Below are 15,770 nucleotides of genomic sequence, written 5' to 3' on the forward strand. Positions count from 1 at the left end.
ACGTGTCTGTTTCCGAGGGGCTGTCGGCGCCGGCGGCCAACGTCCGTCACTCAGTCGCCCGCCACTTCACCCGCCACTTCACCCACCACCTCGCGCAGCCAGGAGAGTTGTTCGCGCACATGCGCCGCGTCACCCCCTTCGTGCCCGTTGAAGGGGTAGGAGCGCATCTCCAAACGCGGTGCGTGACCGGCCAGTTCGCCGTAGCGGTTGAAGGCGGAGTAGACACCGCTGGGCGGACAGACCGTGTCGCGCAGCCCGACACCGAAGTGCGCCGGGGCCTGGGCACGACGCGCGAAGGAGGCCCCCTCCATGTAGGAGAGCGTGCGCAGTGCGGCCTCCGCCGCGCCGCGGTGCACCGCGAGGTACGCGGCGATCTCCGCGTAGGGACCGGCGCCCGCGAGATCCAGCGCGCGGCGGATGCCGCACAGCAGCGGAGCGCTCACCAGCACCGCCGCGAGGTCCGGGACGAGGCCAGCGACGGCCAGCGCGAGGCCGCCGCCCTGGCTGTTGCCGACCGCGGTCACCCGCGTGCCGTCCACGCCCGGCAGCGCGCGTACGGCGGCGACCGCGCGCACCGCGTCCGTGATCAGTCGCCGGTAGTGGTAGTCGTGCGGCGCGAGCAGGCCGCGCGCGGCGGGGCCGGGGCCACCGGGCGCGGAAGCGTGCGGGTCCGGGGTGTCGCCACCGCATCCGTACTGGTCACCCTGCCCTCTGTTGTCCATGAGCAGGTGCGCGAACCCGGCGGCGGCCCAGGTGATCCGTTCATGCGGGAGCCCGCGCCCGCGCCCGTACCCCGCGTACTCGACGACGGCGGGCAGGGAGTGCGACACCCCGGCGGGGCGCGTGTACCAGGCGCGCACCGGTTCGCCGGCGAATCCGCGGAAGGTCACGTCCCAGGTCTCGACCAGCCGCAGGCCGGTGTCCACGCGGCGCTCCGACACCACGGGGCCGGCCTGTCCCGCCTCCTTCAGGGTGTCCTGCCAGAACGCGTCGAAGTCGGCGGGCTCGTCGAGCACGGGGCGGTATCGCTGCAACTCGTCCAGGGGGAGATCGAAGGCGGGCACGGCACCTCGCAAGGTGGTCGGGGACGGCGCACAGCCGTCCGGCCGTTCCGCTGTCCGGTCGAACATTCCCGGAGGACGGTAACAGCCCCCAGGGGGAGTTGACGCCCCATTCGCAGGGCAACGGGTGCCCCCGGACGTACGCATGCACCGACCCTCGGACGTACCCACGCACCACCCGACCCACCCTCTGCGGACGGGCCCCGCGCCCGGCCACCCACCCCCGCCCACACCACGGAGGCCCGAGCATGAGCACCTCCACCGCACTGGACCCGCCGCCGGACGGCACCCGGAAACCCCCGCACAGCCCGCCGGAGCCGCGGGCGGCCGATGCGCGGCGCCCACCCAGCAAGCCGCCTTCCGCGAGCCGCACCTGGCGCCAGGCGCTGCGCCGTGACTGGCAGTTGTACTCACTGGTGGTGCTGCCGCTGCTGTTCTTCCTGGTCTTCCGCTACCTGCCGATGATCGGGAACGTGATCGCCTTCCGCCGCTTCCAGCCGGGTGGTTCGATCCTGGGCGAGGACTGGGTGGGCCTGCGCTATGTGCACATGTTCCTCAGCGACCCCACCTTCTGGCAGGTCTTCACCAACACACTGTGGCTGGGCGCGCTCACGCTCGTGTTCTGCTTCCCGATCCCGGTCGTGCTGGCGCTGCTGCTCAACGAGGTGCGTACACGCGCGCTGAAGCGGTTCGTGCAGTCGGTGTCGTACCTCCCGCACTTCCTCTCCGTTGTGATCATCGCGGGCATCACCATGCAGATCCTCGCCACGGACGGACCCGTCAACCACGCGCTGCGGACATTCGGTCACGCGCCGGTCCCATTCCTCCAGGAACCGGAGTGGTTCCGCACCGTCTACGTCGGATCGGAGATCTGGCAGACCGCCGGCTGGGGCACGATTCTCTACCTCGCCGCGCTCACCACCGTCGACGACGAGTTGTACGAGGCGGCTCGTATCGACGGCGCCAACCGCTGGCAGCAGATCTGGCACATCACCCTGCCCGGCATCCGCCCCACCATGATCACGCTGCTGATCCTCAACATCGGCACGTTCATGGCGGTGGGATTCGAGAAGATCATGCTGATCTACAACCCGCTGACCTACCCGACCGCCGACGTCATCTCCACGTATCTGTACCGCGCCGGTGTGGAGTCCAACAGCTTCAGCTACGCCGCCGCGATCGGCCTGTTCGAGGCGGTCATCGGCCTGGTGCTGATCTTCTCCGCGAACCACCTCTCGCGTCGCACGGTGGGGACGAGCCTGTGGTGACCGCGCCGGGCGGCCCTCAGCGCCGCACTCCGCGCCCGCGCATCTCGGTGCACGAGCCCTCCCGCGGCTACCGCGTCTTCCAGTGTGTGAACGGGCTGGTCCTGACCGGGGTCGTGGCCGTGACCCTCTACCCCTTCGTGAACATCATCGCCCGCTCCCTCAGCGCGGAGGACCGTATCCGGGCCGGCCAGGTGAACCTGCTGCCCGAGGGCTTCAACCTGACCACGTACCGCCTCGTCGTCTCGGACGGAATGTTCTGGCGGAACTACGGCAACACCGTGCTCTACACGGTCGTGGCCACCGTCATCGCCATGGTGCTCACCACCTGCTACGCGTACGTCCTCTCGAAACAGCGCCTGAAGGGCCGCAACGCGCTGATCGGCATCGCTGTCTTCACCATGTTCTTCTCCGGCGGCCTGATCCCGAACTACGTCCTCATCAGCAGCCTCGACATGAAGAACACACTGTGGGCGCTGGTGATCCCGAACGCGATCAGCGTCTTCAACCTGCTCGTGATGAAGGCCTTCTTCGAAAGCCTGCCGTCCGAACTCGAAGAGGCCGCGCAGATCGATGGTCTGAGCACCTACGGCATTCTGTTCCGCATCGTGCTGCCCCTTTCCAAAGCGGTGATCGCGACGATGGTGCTCTTCTACTCGGTCTCCTTCTGGAATTCCTGGTTCGGCGCCTTCCTCTACATGGACAGGGCCGAGTTGATGCCGGTCACGGTCTATCTCCGCAACATGATCGCCGGCGCGACCGGCGGCGGAAACGTCGGCGCCCAGACGGAGCAGCTCACCCAGGTGGGGGCGAACATCCAGGCCGTCACCATCCTGCTCACCGCACTCCCCATCCTCGCGGTCTACCCGTTCGTCCAGCGTTACTTCGTCTCCGGCGTCACGCTCGGCGCGGTCAAGGGCTGACGTCACAAGCCCGGCCGGCCGCCACGGAGAAACACATCGCATTCGGAACAGAGGAGCAATCGTGAAGAACTCCGGACAGCTCTCGCGGCGGGGCCTGCTCGCCGCCGCCGGATTCGCCGGCCTCACCGTTCTCGTCGGCTGCGGCAGCGGTGCGGACGACGCGGACGCGAAGGACCTCTCCGGGAAACAGGCCGGAGCGATGAAGAAGTACGGAGTGGGGGACCGGTTCAAGGCCACCGAGCCGCTCTCGTTCACCATCCTCCACAACAACATGCCGACCTATCCGCTCAAGGAGAGCTGGCTCTTCTGGAAGGAGCTGACCAAGCGCACGGGCGTCACGCTGAAGGCGACCGCCGTCCCCTACAGCGACTACGAGAAGAAGAGAGGCCTGCTCATCGGCGCGGGGGACGCGCCCTTCCTCATCCCCAAGACGTATCCGGGTGCGGAGACCGCGTTCGTCTCCTCCGGGGCCATCCTCCCGGTCAGCGAGTACACGCACCTGATGCCGCACTTCCAGGACAAGGTCAGGAAGTGGGGGCTGGAGGGCGATCTGGACTCCATCCGGCAGTCCGACGGCAAGTACTACCTTCTGCCGGGCCTGCACGAGAAGGTGAGGGTCGGCTACTCTCTGACCCTGCGCACCGACGTGCTGGAGGAGGCCGGGCTCGATCTGCCGACCACCTGGGACGAGGTCCACGAGGTGCTGAAGGGCCTCAAGGAGGCCCACCCCGGCGTGTATCCCTTCTCCGATCGCTGGAACCAGCCCGAGCCGGGCGGCGCGCTGCTGAACTTCCTCGCCCCGTCCTACGGCACCAAGGGCGGCTGGGGCTACCAGAACGCCACCTGGGACGCCAAGGCGCAGGAGTTCGTCTTCACCGGCGCCATGGACGAATACCGTCAGATGCTCGCGTACTTGAGGGAGCTGGTGTCCGACGGCCTGGTGGACCCGGAGAGCTTCACCCAGTCCGACGACCAGGCCAAGCAGAAGCTCTTCGGCGGCAAGTCCTTCGTGATCAGCGGCAATCCGCAGGTCCTGGCGGACGAGTACCGCATCAACCTGGCGAAGCAGATCAAGGGCGCGTCCATAGAGATGATCCCGGTGCCGGTCGGTCCGGCCGGCCCCGTGGTCGCGGGCAGCCGCCTGGAGAACGGCATGCTGATCTCCAGCAAGGCTCTGAAAAGCGCGGACTTCGTCGCGATGATGCAGTTCGTGGACTGGCTGTGGTATTCGGACGCCGGGCAGGAATTCACCAAGTGGGGCGTCAAGAACGTCACTTACACGACGTCCGGACCCGGCCGGTACGAACCCCTCGACGGCATCAAGATCCTGGGCCTGAACCCGGAGGCGGAGAAGGACCTGCAGAAGGACTACGGATTCTCCAACGGCGTCTTCTCCTACGGCGGCAACTGGTCCCTGGTCTCGTCCTCCTTCACCGCGGACGAGAAGACCTTCCAGGACTCGATGGCCCGGCGCAAGCGGCTCCCCGTCGAGCCCGCCCACCCGCTCCAGGCCATGGAGCAGGAGCAGGCCACGCTCTGGGAGACCCCGCTGAAGGACCACGTCAAGCAGAACACCCTTCAATTCGCCCTCGGCAAGCGCCCGTTGTCCGAATGGGACGACTACGTCACCGAACTGAAGGCCAAGAACATGCGGCAGTTCATCGACGTGACCAACAAGGCGTACGAACGCTTCCGGAAGGAGCAGGGCCGCCGATGACGGGCGCGGCTCCACGCCACCGCGGACCGGACCGTCCGGCCCTTGCCCCCGCACGAGCCCCGGACCGTGCGGCCGCGACGAGCGCGCCCGAGGCGGCCCGCCGCCACACCTTCGGCACGGGAGCGCTCTCCCGCGCCGCTGCCCTGGTCCACACCCTGCTCACGGTCGAGCTGATGGTGCTCGTGGCCGCCTCGCCAGGCCTGGTCGCCCTGCTCTTCCTGTCCCGCTCCGCGTCCAACCTGCCGCTCGCCGCCGTCTGTCTGCTGCCGCTCGGCCCCGCCCTGTCCGCCGGGCTGTACGCGCTCCACCGCCGCGGCCGGGACCTCACGGAGCTCCGTCCGGCCCGCGCGTACGCGCGCGGCTGGCGGCTGAACGCCGCGCCCGTGCTCAAGCTGTGGGCGCCACTGCTCGCCTGGCTCTGCGTCATCGGCTTCTCGCTCGCCCATTTCCCCGCTTCGGGCCTGCCCCGCTGGTGGGCCTGGCTGCTGGTGCTCACCGGCCTGGTGTCGGCGCTGTGGGGGACGTACGCGCTCGTACTCGCCTCGCTCTTCACGTTCCGTACCGCCGACACCGCGCGCCTGGCCGCGTACTTCCTGCTCCGGCACGGCGGGGCCACCCTCGGCACCGCCTCCCTGCTCGCCCTCACCGGCGGCCTCACCGTGCTCTTCACCGAGGTCCTGCCCGCCCTGCTCGCCGCCCCCGCGCTGCTCTGCCTGCTGAACACGATCCGCCCGGTGACCACCGAGGCCCAGGAGGACTTCACCGTATGACCACCCCCACGACCGACAAGATCCCCTACGGCGGTGACTACACCCCGGAACAGTGGCCCGAACCCGTCCGGGACGAGGACCACCGGCTGTTCGGCGAGGCCCGCATCGACACCCTCACCGTCGGTGTCTTCATCTGGTCGCTCACCCAACCCGCCGAGGACACCTACGACTTCACCGTCCTCGACGGCATTCTCGACCGCGCGGCGGCCGAAGGCAGGCGCGTGTGCCTCGCCACCGGCACCGCCGCACTCCCGCCCTGGCTGGCGCGTGCCCATCCCGAGGTCAACCGCACCGACTTCGAGGGCCGCCGCCACCGCTACGGACAACGCCACAACTTCTGCCCCAGTTCACCCGCGTACCGGCGGCTCGCCGCCGCACTCGCGGACCGCCTCGCCGAGCGCTACGCCGACCACCCGGCCCTGCTCGCCTGGCACATCAACAACGAGTACGGCGGGGCCTGTTACTGCGACCTGTGTGCCGCGGCGTTCCGCGTCTGGCTGCGCGAGCGGCACGGCACCCTCGACGCTCTCAACGACGCCTGGTGTGCGGTCTTCTGGTCGCACCGCTACACCGACTGGGACGAGATCGAGCCGCCCAGCGCCCTCACCGAGCACTGGCGCGGCCCCGACCACACCGCCTTCCAGAGCATCACCCTCGACTACCACCGCTTCACCACGGACGCCCTCCTCGGCTGCTTCCGCGCCGAGAAGGACGCGATCCGACGTCACGACCCGCGCACACCGGTCACCACCAACTTCATGGGCGCGTACCGGCCGTTGGACTACCACCGCTGGGCGCCCCACCTCGACTTCGCCTCCTGGGACAGCTATCCGCCGCTCGACGCCCCGCCCACCCGGGCCGCCCTCGGGCACGACCTGATGCGCGGCCTCAAGGGCGGCGCGCCCTTCTGGCTCATGGAGTACACCCCCTCCACCACGGCCTGCCGCGACGTGAACCCGCTCAGGCGCCCCGGTGAGCTCCGACTGGCAACCTGGCAGGCCATCGCCCACGGCGCGGACGCCACCCTGTACTTCCAGATGCGCTCCTCACGCGGCGCCTGCGAGAAGTACCACGGGGCGGTCATCGGCCACGCCGGACGCGACGACACCCGCGTCTTCCGCGAAGTCGCCGCTGTGGGAAGGGAGTTGGCGGAGCTGGGACCGGCCACCCTTGGCGCGCGCACTCCGGCCCGTACCGCCCTTCTCTTCGACTGGGACAGTTGGTGGGCGCTGGAGTTCTCGGACGGGCCGTCACGCCTCGTGCGCTACCAGGAGGTCGTCCACGCGTACTACCGGGCCGCCCGTGAGGCGGGCGCCGACGTGGACGTGGTCGCGGTGACCGCCGATCTCACCCCCTACGACGTGGTACTCACCCCCGCCCTGCACATGGTGAAAGGCGACCTCGCCACGCGCCTGGAGTCCGTCGCCGCCCGTGGTGGCACCGTCCTGACGACCTTCCTCTCCGGCCGCGTCGACGAGCACGACAACGCCTTCCTCACCGACGTTCCCGGCCCGCTGGCCGGCCTCATGGGCGTCCGCGTCGACGAGTGGGACTCGCGCCCCGCCGGCACCGTCAACCCGGTCGTACTCGGCACGGGCGACGAAGCCCTGCACACCGAGGCACGTCTGGTCTTCGAGATCGTGCTTCCGCGTGGCGCCGAGCCGGTCGGCACCTACCAGGCCGACTTCTACGCGGGCACTCCGGCGGTCACCCGGCACCGCGTCGGCGAGAGCGGGGGCGAGGGCTGGTACGTCGCGACCGCGCTCGACCAGCCGGGCGTCGACTGGGTGGTACGCCGCGTCCTCGCCCGCCACGGACTCGTGGGTCCGTACGCCGGCCACCCCTCGGTCGAAACCGCCGCCCGCGTCACCCCCGACGGCACCCACCTGTTCTTCCTGCTCAACCACGCGCCCGACCCGGTGTCCGTGAACGTCCACGCGACGGCCGTGGACCTGCTCACCGGCAAGCGGGCCGAGCGCGGTGAGGCGCTCACGTTGGACCCGCGCGGGGTCCGCGTTCTGCGCGTGGAATAGCGCGTGCCGGGACAGCGGCGTACCGACGCGGCGGCCCCGGGACGTCAACGCCCCCGGTGCCGCCGCGTGTTCAGTGGATCCGGCGCCCGCGTGCGTCCGGCACACCGGACTTGCGGAAGAAGTACGTGTTGATCTGGTCGCACCACTCACGCGCGCCGCGCAACTGCTCCTCGTAGCGCTCCGCCGCCCGCGCATGCCGTGCCGGATCCACCAGATCCGCGAGTCCGGCCCACACCCGACGTGCCTCCTCGACCTCCGTCACGCCGTCGAAGTGCGTGTCGTAGATGTGCTGGATCACCGTGTCGCCGCTGTGCAGCACATGTCCGTACGGCACGTGGTGGAAGAAGAGCAGCAGCTCGTCCGGGCAGGTCCCGGGCGACTCGTACACCTCCGCCCACGGCTTCGCGTACTGCCCGGCGAACCCGGTGCCGGTCGTCCGGCTGCGGTTGACGCCGACCCCGTCCCGGTCGGCGAAGTGGTACGTGCCCCACGGGCTGTACTCGTAGCCGTCCACGCCCGGCCCGTAGTGGTGCCCCGGCTGCACCATGAAGCCGACGCCGAGCGGCGCCGTGTACTTCTCGTACGTCCGCCAGGAGCCGTCCAGGACCGCGCGCAGCCCGCCGCGCAGCCGCTCGGGACCGGCAGTCTCCTCAGGTAAGAAGGACAGCTCGATCCACTCGTCCAGGACGGCGCGCGGATCCGCGTCGGGCCGCCACGCCAGCCGGCCGGCCGCGTACAGGTTGGCCTGTGCCAGTGGATGCCCGGTCCAGAACGGGTCGTCACCCGCGTTCGACACCGCCACCAGGCCACCGCCGCGCACCAACTCCCCGACGCTCGGGCGCTCCTCGCCCTCGGGGCGGAACCGCAGTACCTCGCTCCACATCGGGCCGAGCCAGCACACGTGCCGCTGCTGGCCCGTGTACTCCTGGGTGGCCTGAATCTCCACCGCGAGGCGGGTGTCGGGCATCGCTCCGATCACCGGGGAGACGGGCTCGCGCACCTGGAAGTCCAGCGGCCCGTGCTTCACCTGGAGCACCGCGTTCCGCGCGAACTCGCCGTCCAGCGGGGCGAAGTGGTCGCAGGCCGCGCGTGCCCGGTCCGTCGACCGGTCCCGCCAGTCCTGCCGGTGGTTGTAGACGAAGGCCCGCCAGTGCACCGTACCGCCGTACGGGGCGAGCGCCCCGGCCAGCAGGTTGGCGCCGTCCGCGTGGCTGCGGTCGTAGGCGAACGGGCCGGGCTGCCCCTCGGAGTCGGCCTTCACCACGTACCCGCCGAAGTCGGGTATCGCCGCGTACACCCGGCCGGTCGTCTCCGCCCACCAGTCGGCCACCGCCTCGTGCGACGGGTCGGCGGTGGGCAGGCCGCCGAGCTGGACGGGAGCGGCGAAGGAGACCGACAGATGCGTCCGGATACCGTACGGGCGCAGCGCGTCCGCGATCGTGGCCACCTCGCCGACGCGGTCGGTCAGCAGGTGCGCCTCGGCCTCGTGCACGTTCACGTTGTTCACGGCGACCGCGTTGATGCCGCACGCGGCCAGCAGCCTGCCGTACCAGCGCACCCGCGCCAGTTCGTCCCGTGCGCCCCGCGCCAGGCCGTCCCGCCAGAAGAGCGAGCCACCGGCGTATCCCCGCTCCACCTGGCCCATCACCGGATGTACGGCCACGTTGTCCCAGTGGTCCAGCATCCGCAACGCCAGCGCCGGGCGGTGCACTTCACGTGGCCGCTCGCCCCGGAAGACCGCCTCGCCGAGCCGCACCAGATGGAACAGCCCGTACAGCAGCCCGGCTTGACCGGCGGCCCTCACCCGTGTGACACCGCCGGCCCGTTCCAGCGCGAACCCCTCGTTCCCGAGCGCGTCGCGGTCGTCGCCTTCGCCCGCCTCCAGCACCACGTCGTACGGCTCGCCCCGGGTCCGCGCGTCTCCGACGACCTGACCGCCGAACAGCGCGCAGGCGTACGCCACTTCGCCCCGCACCGTGTCCACCAGCGGTCCCGTACCGGAGATCAGCGTGCGCCGGGACCCGAGGTGGCGGAACGCCTCGGGCGGCAACCACGCCGGGTCGACGCCGCTGGGCAGCTCGGGCACGGATACGGGTTCGGACGCGGATGAGGGCACTCGGCCTCCTGGTCGGTGTGGTCGAGCTCGCCGGACCGCCCGGTGGCGAGCGGCCCACGTGTGTAGTACCCCTGCCCGGATGCCAGGTACTCCCGGTACCGTCGTAGGACGCAAGGCACACCGGTAAGAAGGACAAGGGAGAGATGCGGCATGAACCCTTTTGACGACCCTGACGCCGAGTTCCTGGTCCTGGTGAATCACGAGGGGCAGCACTCCCTCTGGCCGGGCTTCGCCGAGGTCCCGGACGGCTGGAACGTCGCACACGACCGCGACACCCGCGAGGCGTGCCTCGGCTACATCGAGGAGAACTGGACGGACATGCGTCCCAAGAGTCTCGTCGAGGCGATGGAGGGCTGAGCGCCGCCCCGTTACGTGCGGAACAGCCTGCGGTGAAACCGTAGTTCGTCGGGGCGGCACCAACTCGGTGCGTGACCGATGCGCGAAGACACCGCTACCGAATTCGCCGACCGGACAGCGGCGCGACGACCGTGCCGCTGAGCCGGTCCGTCCACCGGTGTCCGGTCGCCCTCACGCGAGGCTGCTCCGCAGTGCTCGGACCTCGGCGTCCAGCTCGGTCTCACGGGCGACGATCTCCTTCACCGCCGTCAGCGCCTCTTCGGCGCGGTGCGGCGGAATGACGATGACACCGTCGTGGTCGGCGGCGACGATGTCGCCGGGGTTCACCACGACGCCGCCGATGGCGACCGGTTCGCCGATCGATCCCGGCCCGTTCTTGAACGGACCGGCGGGCGTGAGCCCGCGTGCGAAGACCGGGACGCCGAGCTCCTCGATGATCGCGCTGTCGCGCACGTAACCGTCGACCACCGCGCCGACGGCACCGTACACGGCGAACCGCTGGGCGAGGTTGTCGCCGACGATGGCGCGGCCGTCATAGCCGAAGGCGTTGATGACGAGGATGTCGCCGGGGCGGATGTGCTCCAGCGCGGCGATCACGGCCTTGTTGTCGCCCGCGACGGTGAGGACCGGGAGCGCTGTGCCGACGGCCTTGGCCCCGGTCCAGATCGGTGCGATGCCCCCGTCGACGATGTTCAGCCGGTCGAGGGCGTCGCCGAGATTGGCCACGGAGTGCTCGCGGAGCTCATCGAGCACATGGCGGTCGACGCGGTGCCACGCGGCGTTGACTCGTACGTTGTCGTGGGACATCACGGTCTCCTTCGGATGGTGGGCAGGCGAGGCAGGCGGGGTGGGCTGCCGGTGCGACGGGTCGCTGTCCCGTCGGTGGGGGCTGTGGCATCCCCCGGAGGCATCCCCGGCCCAGAAAATGCGAAATCTTTCGCGTTTCGTGAGAGCAAGAGACAGTGTGCATCCATCCGCGCTGTGAGGCAAGAGTCGATGGGGGCCGGATGTCCCTGGTCGGGGGCGGAAGCCTGGTGGAAGCGCAAGGTGAACGCTGGGGCAACGCAGACCCTTGACCGCTTCGGAATGCGAATCTATTCTCATTCGCAATTCAAGTCGCAACTTGGCTCCGGTGCTTTTCAGCGGCCCTGTGCCGTGACGTCTTCTCCTGGCCCCACTCGGGTGCGTGAGGACGGCCTGAGCCGAACAACGCGGTGCGTCGTGGCCCCGTAATCGGCGAGGCCATGACGCGCTGTCACGACGGCGGGTCCGGCATCGGGCACCACAAGCCGTCGATGGATGGGCCCCGAACAGCGCCGAGGCCGCACAACTCCGCCGAGACGCCGTCGTCGCCTTCCCACGAGGACCTGGAACGTCGGCGCACCACCTCGGCACAGGGCGAGGGCCGGCAGCGACCACGTTCAGCGCACGATTCTCAGGACACCGTTCCAGGAGTCCGCGACACCGAAAGTGAACGTAATGACAACGTCAGATCGGCTCGGCACAACGTCAGATCGGAACGAGACCGCGTCGGATCAGCCCGACGCGACAGAGGTCGACGTCGTCACCGCGAACGGCAAGGTCGTCCGCAAGGCCACCGTCGCCGGCGCCATCGGCTCCTTCGTGGAGTGGTACGACTACGGCATCTACGGCCTGCTCGTCACCTACCTCGCGATCAACATGATGGGCGAGGCCGAGGCCGGAGGGCTCTTCCTCACCAACGTCGGTTTCCTGGTCAGCTTTATCGCGCGCCCCTTCGGCAGCGTCATCTGCGGATACCTCGGGGACAAGATGGGGCGCAAGTCCCTCCTGGCCACCCTCCTGGTGCTCATCTCCACCGCGACAGCCGCCATCGGCCTCATCCCGTCCTCCGCCGCCATCGGTGTCGCCGCGCCCGTCCTCCTGGTCCTGCTCCGTGTGCTGCAGGGCTTCTCGGCGGGCGGCGAGGTCGCCGGCGCCATGTCCTTCGTCGGGGAGTACGCCCCGGACGCGCGCCGCAACTACATGATGAGCTTCATCGCCGTCGGCTCGTTCGTCGCCCTCATGTTCGGCAGTGCCTTCTCCGCCATCCTCATCACCACACTCGGCGATGACGCGATGACCTCCTGGGCCTGGCGGGTTCCGTTCCTCCTCGCCGTCCCGCTCGGCTACGTCGGCTTCTACATCCGCCGCCAGTTGGAGGAGACCCCGCACTTCACGGCGCTGCGCGAACAGAACACCGTCGTGCGCAACCCGCTGAAGGCCGCGCTGACCTCGCCGCGGCACCTGAAGGCGATCGCGCTCACGATCTTCCTGCCCGCGCTCAACGGACCCGGCTACTACCTGCTGTTCGTCTACATGCCGACGTACTTGAAGACCTCGCTCGGCGAACACAACTTCTCGATGCTGCGGGCGCTCATGGTCACCGCGGTCAGCCTGATCGCCATCGTGATCTGTATCCCGCTCATGGCCCGGCTGTCGGACCGCGTCGGCCGCAAGCCCGTGCTGACCCTGTCCGCGGTCGCGATGGCCGTGGTCTCGTACCCGATGTTCCTGCTCATCACGACCGGCGAGTTCGCCCTCGCGTGCGTCGGCACCACCGTTCTCGCGATCGCGTTCTCCGGCCACGCGGCGGTGGTGCACACTGTGCTCGCCGAGCTCTTCCCGACCACCGTGCGCTACTCCGCGTACAGCATCGGGTTCAGCATCTCGACGATCATCTTCGGCGGCAGCGCCCCGCTCCTGATGACCGAGCTCATCGAGTCGACCGGGTCCAACCTGATCCCGGCGTTCGCCTCCATCATCACCGCGGCGATCACCCTGGTCACCCTCGCGTTCCTGCGCGAGACCAAGGGCCGGCCGCTCGCGACCCACTGACTCGCATCCCACTGACTCGCATCCCACTGATCCGTGTCCCACTGAACTCGCATCCCACCGAACCGCCACCACTCCGGGAGACACCATGGGAATCAACTCGGTAGCCGTCGTCGCCGACCTCGGCGAGAGCTTCGGCAACTACACGATCGGCGACGACGGCGCCCTGCTCGGCCTCGTCAGCTCGTCGAACATCGCCTGCGGCTTCCACGCCGGTGACCCGCGCATCATGGACCGGACCGTCGCCGAGTGCGTCGCCCGCGGCATCGAACTCGGCGCCCACCCCGGATACCCCGATCTCGTCGGATTCGGCCGTCGGCTCATCGAGGCGTCGGAGGAGGAGATCCGTACCGATGTCCTCTACCAGATCGGGGCGCTCGACGCCTTCGCCCGCGTGCACGGCGGCACGATCAGCCATGTGGCCCCGCACGGGCGCATGGGCTCGATCGCGCAGACCGACGCCAAGCACGCCCGTGCCATCACGGACGCGATCGCCGCGTACAACTCCGACTACATCGTCATCTGTCAGCGCGGCCTGCTCGCCGAGGAGTCGCGCAAGCGCGACCTGGAAGTCGGTTACGTGTTCCTCGCGGACCGGGGATACGGCGACGACGGCATGCCCGTACCGCGCTCGCACGAGCAGGGCCTGGTCTTTGACCCCGAACTCATCGGCGAGCGGTCCGTCCAGGTCGTGCGGGACGGCACCGTGCGTTCGGTCGACGGCAACGTGGTGCCGCTCGGTCACGACGCCGATGTGCTGCTGCTGCACGGGGACCACCCCACCGTGCTCCAGAACGGCACCTCGCTGCGTGCCGCACTCGACGCGGCGGGCGTCCGCGTCACGGGCCTGCGGGACGTCCTGGCGGAGAAGGCGGAGGTGGCGCTCGCCCGTTGAGGGGTGAGCGCGTGATCTTCCATGACCACAGCACAGTTGGCCACCGTCGCCGTCACCGTCGAGCCCTTCGGGGACTCGGCGGTGATGGTGACCGTTCCCCATGCCGACCAGGCGATCCGCAGGGCCGCGATCATCACCTTCCGCGACCGGTTCCTGGCGTACCGCCCTCACGGCGTGCTCGACGTCGCCTCCGGACTCGAGTCGCTGCTCATCGAGTTCGACCCGCTGGAGACCGCGCTCCCGCACGTCGTGTACGCGGCCCGGCTGCTGGCGGAACGGATGCCGGCCGGCGAGCGGGCACGGCCGCGTCCGGTCCGCCGGTTCGCCATCCCGGTCGTCTTCGACGAGGAGGCCGGGCCTGATCTGGCGTCCGTCGCCGAGGAAGTGGGTCTGGCCCCGGCCGAAGTGGTCGAGGCGATCGCGGAGTCCACGTTCACGATCTCTCTCCTGGGCGCGGCGATGGCTCCGATGATGGACGGGCTCAGGGTGCCCAGGCCCGTACGCCGACGCGCCGAGCCGCGCACGGACGTCGCGCCCGGAGCGATCATGATCGCCGGTACCAACGCGATCATCCAGCCGTTCCCCGGGCCGACCGGCTGGCGAGTGGTCGGACGTACGCCGCACACCGTCGTCGACATCTCCCGCCCGGACCCCGTCTCGTTCGGTACGGGCGACCTCGTGCGGTTCGTCCCCGTCACGAGGGACGAGGCGGCGGCGCTGGACGCGGGCTTCCTGCTGCCGACGGAGGTGCCGGTATGACGACCGTGGGCCTCGACATCACCGGTACGGGATGGATCACGACGTTCCAGGATCTCGGCCGCCGGGACGCCGAGCGCCGCGGTGTCCCCACCGGGGGCGCGGCCGACCAGCACTCCGCGGTCGTCGCGAACATCCTCGTGGGCAATGCGCGCGGCGCGACGTTGATCGAGAACCTCGGAGGCGAACTGGCGCTGGTCCCCGACGGAGACGTCCTGGTCGCCGTGACCGGCGCCCCCGCGCAGGTGACCGTCGGCGACGTACCGGTCGACGGCTGGTCGCCGGTGGCGGTGCCGGCGGGGCACGAGATCCGGGTCCGCTGCGACGTCGGCCTGGGAACCCGTACGTACCTGGCCGTGAACGGCGCGCTCGCCGCGGAGACCTTCCTCGGCAGTGCGGCCCCGGACGCGCGGATGGGGTTCGGGCAGATCCTCGCCCGCGGAACGAGAGTGCTGCTGGAGACGGAGTTCCGGGGTTTCCGGCGCGGGGTCTTCGAGCCGCCGTTGTTCCGGCTCCCCGTCCCCACCCTGCGCTGTGCGGAAGGGCCCTGGGGCATCGACGTCGTCGAGAGCCAGGGGATCCACGCGATTCCCGGGGTCCGTGAGGTGATCGAGGCGTCGGCGTATGTCGTCACCGCGCGCTCCAACCACGTCGGCCTGCGGCTCGACGGGCCGGTGGTCCACCCGGACACCGACACCGAGATCGTGTCGCACGGGGTTCCGATCGGGGCCCTCCAGATTCCGCACGCGGACGAACTCATCGTCCTCGGCAGATACCGGAGCCTGACGGCCGGCTATCCGATCGTCGGAGTCGCCTCACGGGCGTCGCTCCCTCTGCTGGGGCAGGCCGGGCCGGGCCGGGAGCTGCGGTTCCGCTGGGTCGACCGTGAGACCTCGCTCCGCGGCCACGCGGAGCGGGAGAGCGAGGTGCGAGCGCTTGAGCGCGCGGTGGCCCAGGCATTCGGCGCATTGGGCTTCGCGACACCCTTGCCCGGACGATAGATGAGAAGTTATTCTCATTTGGA

General features: G+C 69.7%; 13 protein-coding genes. 10 read left to right on the forward strand and 3 right to left on the reverse strand.

Features of this window, described 5'->3' with window-relative positions:
* Positions 1-50 precede the first annotated feature (50 nt).
* Entirely contained in the window at positions 51-1,064 is a 1,014-nt protein-coding gene (locus ACIQD6_RS07515; protein WP_401879588.1) for an acetylxylan esterase, read from the reverse strand.
* 245 nt (positions 1,065-1,309) lie between these two features.
* Here ACIQD6_RS07515 and ACIQD6_RS07520 point away from each other — a divergent pair, with 245 nt between their 5' ends.
* The 5 genes from ACIQD6_RS07520 to ACIQD6_RS07540 all read left to right on the forward strand — a co-directional run bounded on the left by ACIQD6_RS07520 (position 1,310) and on the right by ACIQD6_RS07540 (position 7,769).
* Complete coding sequence (locus tag ACIQD6_RS07520) at positions 1,310-2,329, forward strand: ABC transporter permease (RefSeq protein ID WP_401879247.1); 1,020 nt, start codon at positions 1,310-1,312, stop codon at positions 2,327-2,329.
* A gap of 47 nt (positions 2,330-2,376) precedes the next feature.
* Positions 2,377-3,249 carry a carbohydrate ABC transporter permease gene (locus ACIQD6_RS07525; RefSeq protein ID WP_401879590.1) on the forward strand — a complete coding sequence of 291 codons (873 nt, stop codon included), beginning with the start codon at positions 2,377-2,379 and terminating at the stop codon, positions 3,247-3,249.
* 61 nt (positions 3,250-3,310) lie between these two features.
* A complete protein-coding gene (locus ACIQD6_RS07530) occupies positions 3,311-4,966 on the forward strand; it encodes an extracellular solute-binding protein (protein WP_401879249.1) in 1,656 nt (551 codons plus the stop codon).
* The gene (locus ACIQD6_RS07535; protein WP_401879251.1) at positions 4,963-5,736 is read left to right on the forward strand and encodes a hypothetical protein; all 774 of its coding nucleotides are present in this window, start codon (positions 4,963-4,965) and stop codon (positions 5,734-5,736) included. The genes ACIQD6_RS07530 and ACIQD6_RS07535 overlap by 4 nt, the downstream gene beginning before the upstream one ends.
* Positions 5,733-7,769, forward strand: a complete 2,037-nt coding sequence (locus ACIQD6_RS07540) for a beta-galactosidase (RefSeq protein WP_401879254.1) — start codon at positions 5,733-5,735, stop codon at positions 7,767-7,769. The genes ACIQD6_RS07535 and ACIQD6_RS07540 overlap by 4 nt, the downstream gene beginning before the upstream one ends.
* Positions 7,770-7,839: 70 nt before the next feature.
* On the opposite strand, the gene ACIQD6_RS07545 is transcribed toward ACIQD6_RS07540, so the two are convergent.
* Positions 7,840-9,885 carry an alpha-glucuronidase gene (locus tag ACIQD6_RS07545; protein ID WP_401879257.1) on the reverse strand — a complete coding sequence of 682 codons (2,046 nt, stop codon included), beginning with the start codon at positions 9,883-9,885 and terminating at the stop codon, positions 7,840-7,842.
* 150 nt (positions 9,886-10,035) lie between these two features.
* Between ACIQD6_RS07545 and ACIQD6_RS07550 the strand changes: the two genes are divergently transcribed.
* Positions 10,036-10,242, forward strand: coding sequence for an MbtH family protein (locus ACIQD6_RS07550; RefSeq protein WP_401879259.1), 207 nt, complete (start codon positions 10,036-10,038; stop codon positions 10,240-10,242).
* 171 nt (positions 10,243-10,413) lie between these two features.
* Here ACIQD6_RS07550 and ACIQD6_RS07555 read toward each other — a convergent pair whose 3' ends face one another.
* Positions 10,414-11,049 (reverse strand): RraA family protein, encoded by a 636-nt coding sequence (locus tag ACIQD6_RS07555; protein WP_401879262.1) that lies wholly within the window; start codon positions 11,047-11,049, stop codon positions 10,414-10,416.
* Between the two features lie 672 nt (positions 11,050-11,721).
* On the opposite strand from ACIQD6_RS07555, the gene ACIQD6_RS07560 reads away from it, so the two are divergent.
* The 4 genes from ACIQD6_RS07560 to ACIQD6_RS07575 all read left to right on the forward strand — a co-directional run bounded on the left by ACIQD6_RS07560 (position 11,722) and on the right by ACIQD6_RS07575 (position 15,747).
* Positions 11,722-13,098: an MFS transporter gene (locus ACIQD6_RS07560; RefSeq protein WP_401879264.1), complete on the forward strand. Its 1,377-nt coding sequence runs from the start codon at positions 11,722-11,724 to the stop codon at positions 13,096-13,098.
* Positions 13,099-13,183: 85 nt separating this feature from the next.
* A complete protein-coding gene (locus ACIQD6_RS07565) occupies positions 13,184-13,990 on the forward strand; it encodes a LamB/YcsF family protein (protein ID WP_401879266.1) in 807 nt (268 codons plus the stop codon).
* 21 nt (positions 13,991-14,011) lie between these two features.
* Positions 14,012-14,749: an allophanate hydrolase subunit 1 gene (locus ACIQD6_RS07570; protein ID WP_401879269.1), complete on the forward strand. Its 738-nt coding sequence runs from the start codon at positions 14,012-14,014 to the stop codon at positions 14,747-14,749.
* Positions 14,746-15,747: a biotin-dependent carboxyltransferase family protein gene (locus tag ACIQD6_RS07575; protein WP_401879272.1), complete on the forward strand. Its 1,002-nt coding sequence runs from the start codon at positions 14,746-14,748 to the stop codon at positions 15,745-15,747. The genes ACIQD6_RS07570 and ACIQD6_RS07575 overlap by 4 nt, the downstream gene beginning before the upstream one ends.
* The last annotated feature ends 23 nt before the right edge of the window (positions 15,748-15,770 follow it).

Origin of the sequence: Streptomyces sp. NPDC088400, from assembly GCF_044753355.1 — a bacterium.
Taxonomy (GTDB): Bacteria; Actinomycetota; Actinomycetes; order Streptomycetales; family Streptomycetaceae; genus Streptomyces.

Excerpts from the sequence above, each read along its gene's own strand:
- ACIQD6_RS07520 (WP_401879247.1), top strand. The coding sequence starts at position 1,310 with ATGAGCACCTCCACCGCACTGGACCCGCCGCCGGACGGCACCCGGAAA.
- ACIQD6_RS07535 (WP_401879251.1), top strand. The coding sequence starts at position 4,963 with ATGACGGGCGCGGCTCCACGCCACCGCGGACCGGACCGTCCGGCCCTT.
- ACIQD6_RS07540 (WP_401879254.1), top strand. The coding sequence starts at position 5,733 with ATGACCACCCCCACGACCGACAAGATCCCCTACGGCGGTGACTACACC.
- ACIQD6_RS07550 (WP_401879259.1), top strand. The coding sequence starts at position 10,036 with ATGAACCCTTTTGACGACCCTGACGCCGAGTTCCTGGTCCTGGTGAAT.
- ACIQD6_RS07555 (WP_401879262.1), bottom strand. The coding sequence starts at position 11,049 with ATGTCCCACGACAACGTACGAGTCAACGCCGCGTGGCACCGCGTCGAC.
- ACIQD6_RS07560 (WP_401879264.1), top strand. The coding sequence starts at position 11,722 with ATGACAACGTCAGATCGGCTCGGCACAACGTCAGATCGGAACGAGACC.
- ACIQD6_RS07565 (WP_401879266.1), top strand. The coding sequence starts at position 13,184 with ATGGGAATCAACTCGGTAGCCGTCGTCGCCGACCTCGGCGAGAGCTTC.
- ACIQD6_RS07570 (WP_401879269.1), top strand. The coding sequence starts at position 14,012 with ATGACCACAGCACAGTTGGCCACCGTCGCCGTCACCGTCGAGCCCTTC.
- ACIQD6_RS07575 (WP_401879272.1), top strand. The coding sequence starts at position 14,746 with ATGACGACCGTGGGCCTCGACATCACCGGTACGGGATGGATCACGACG.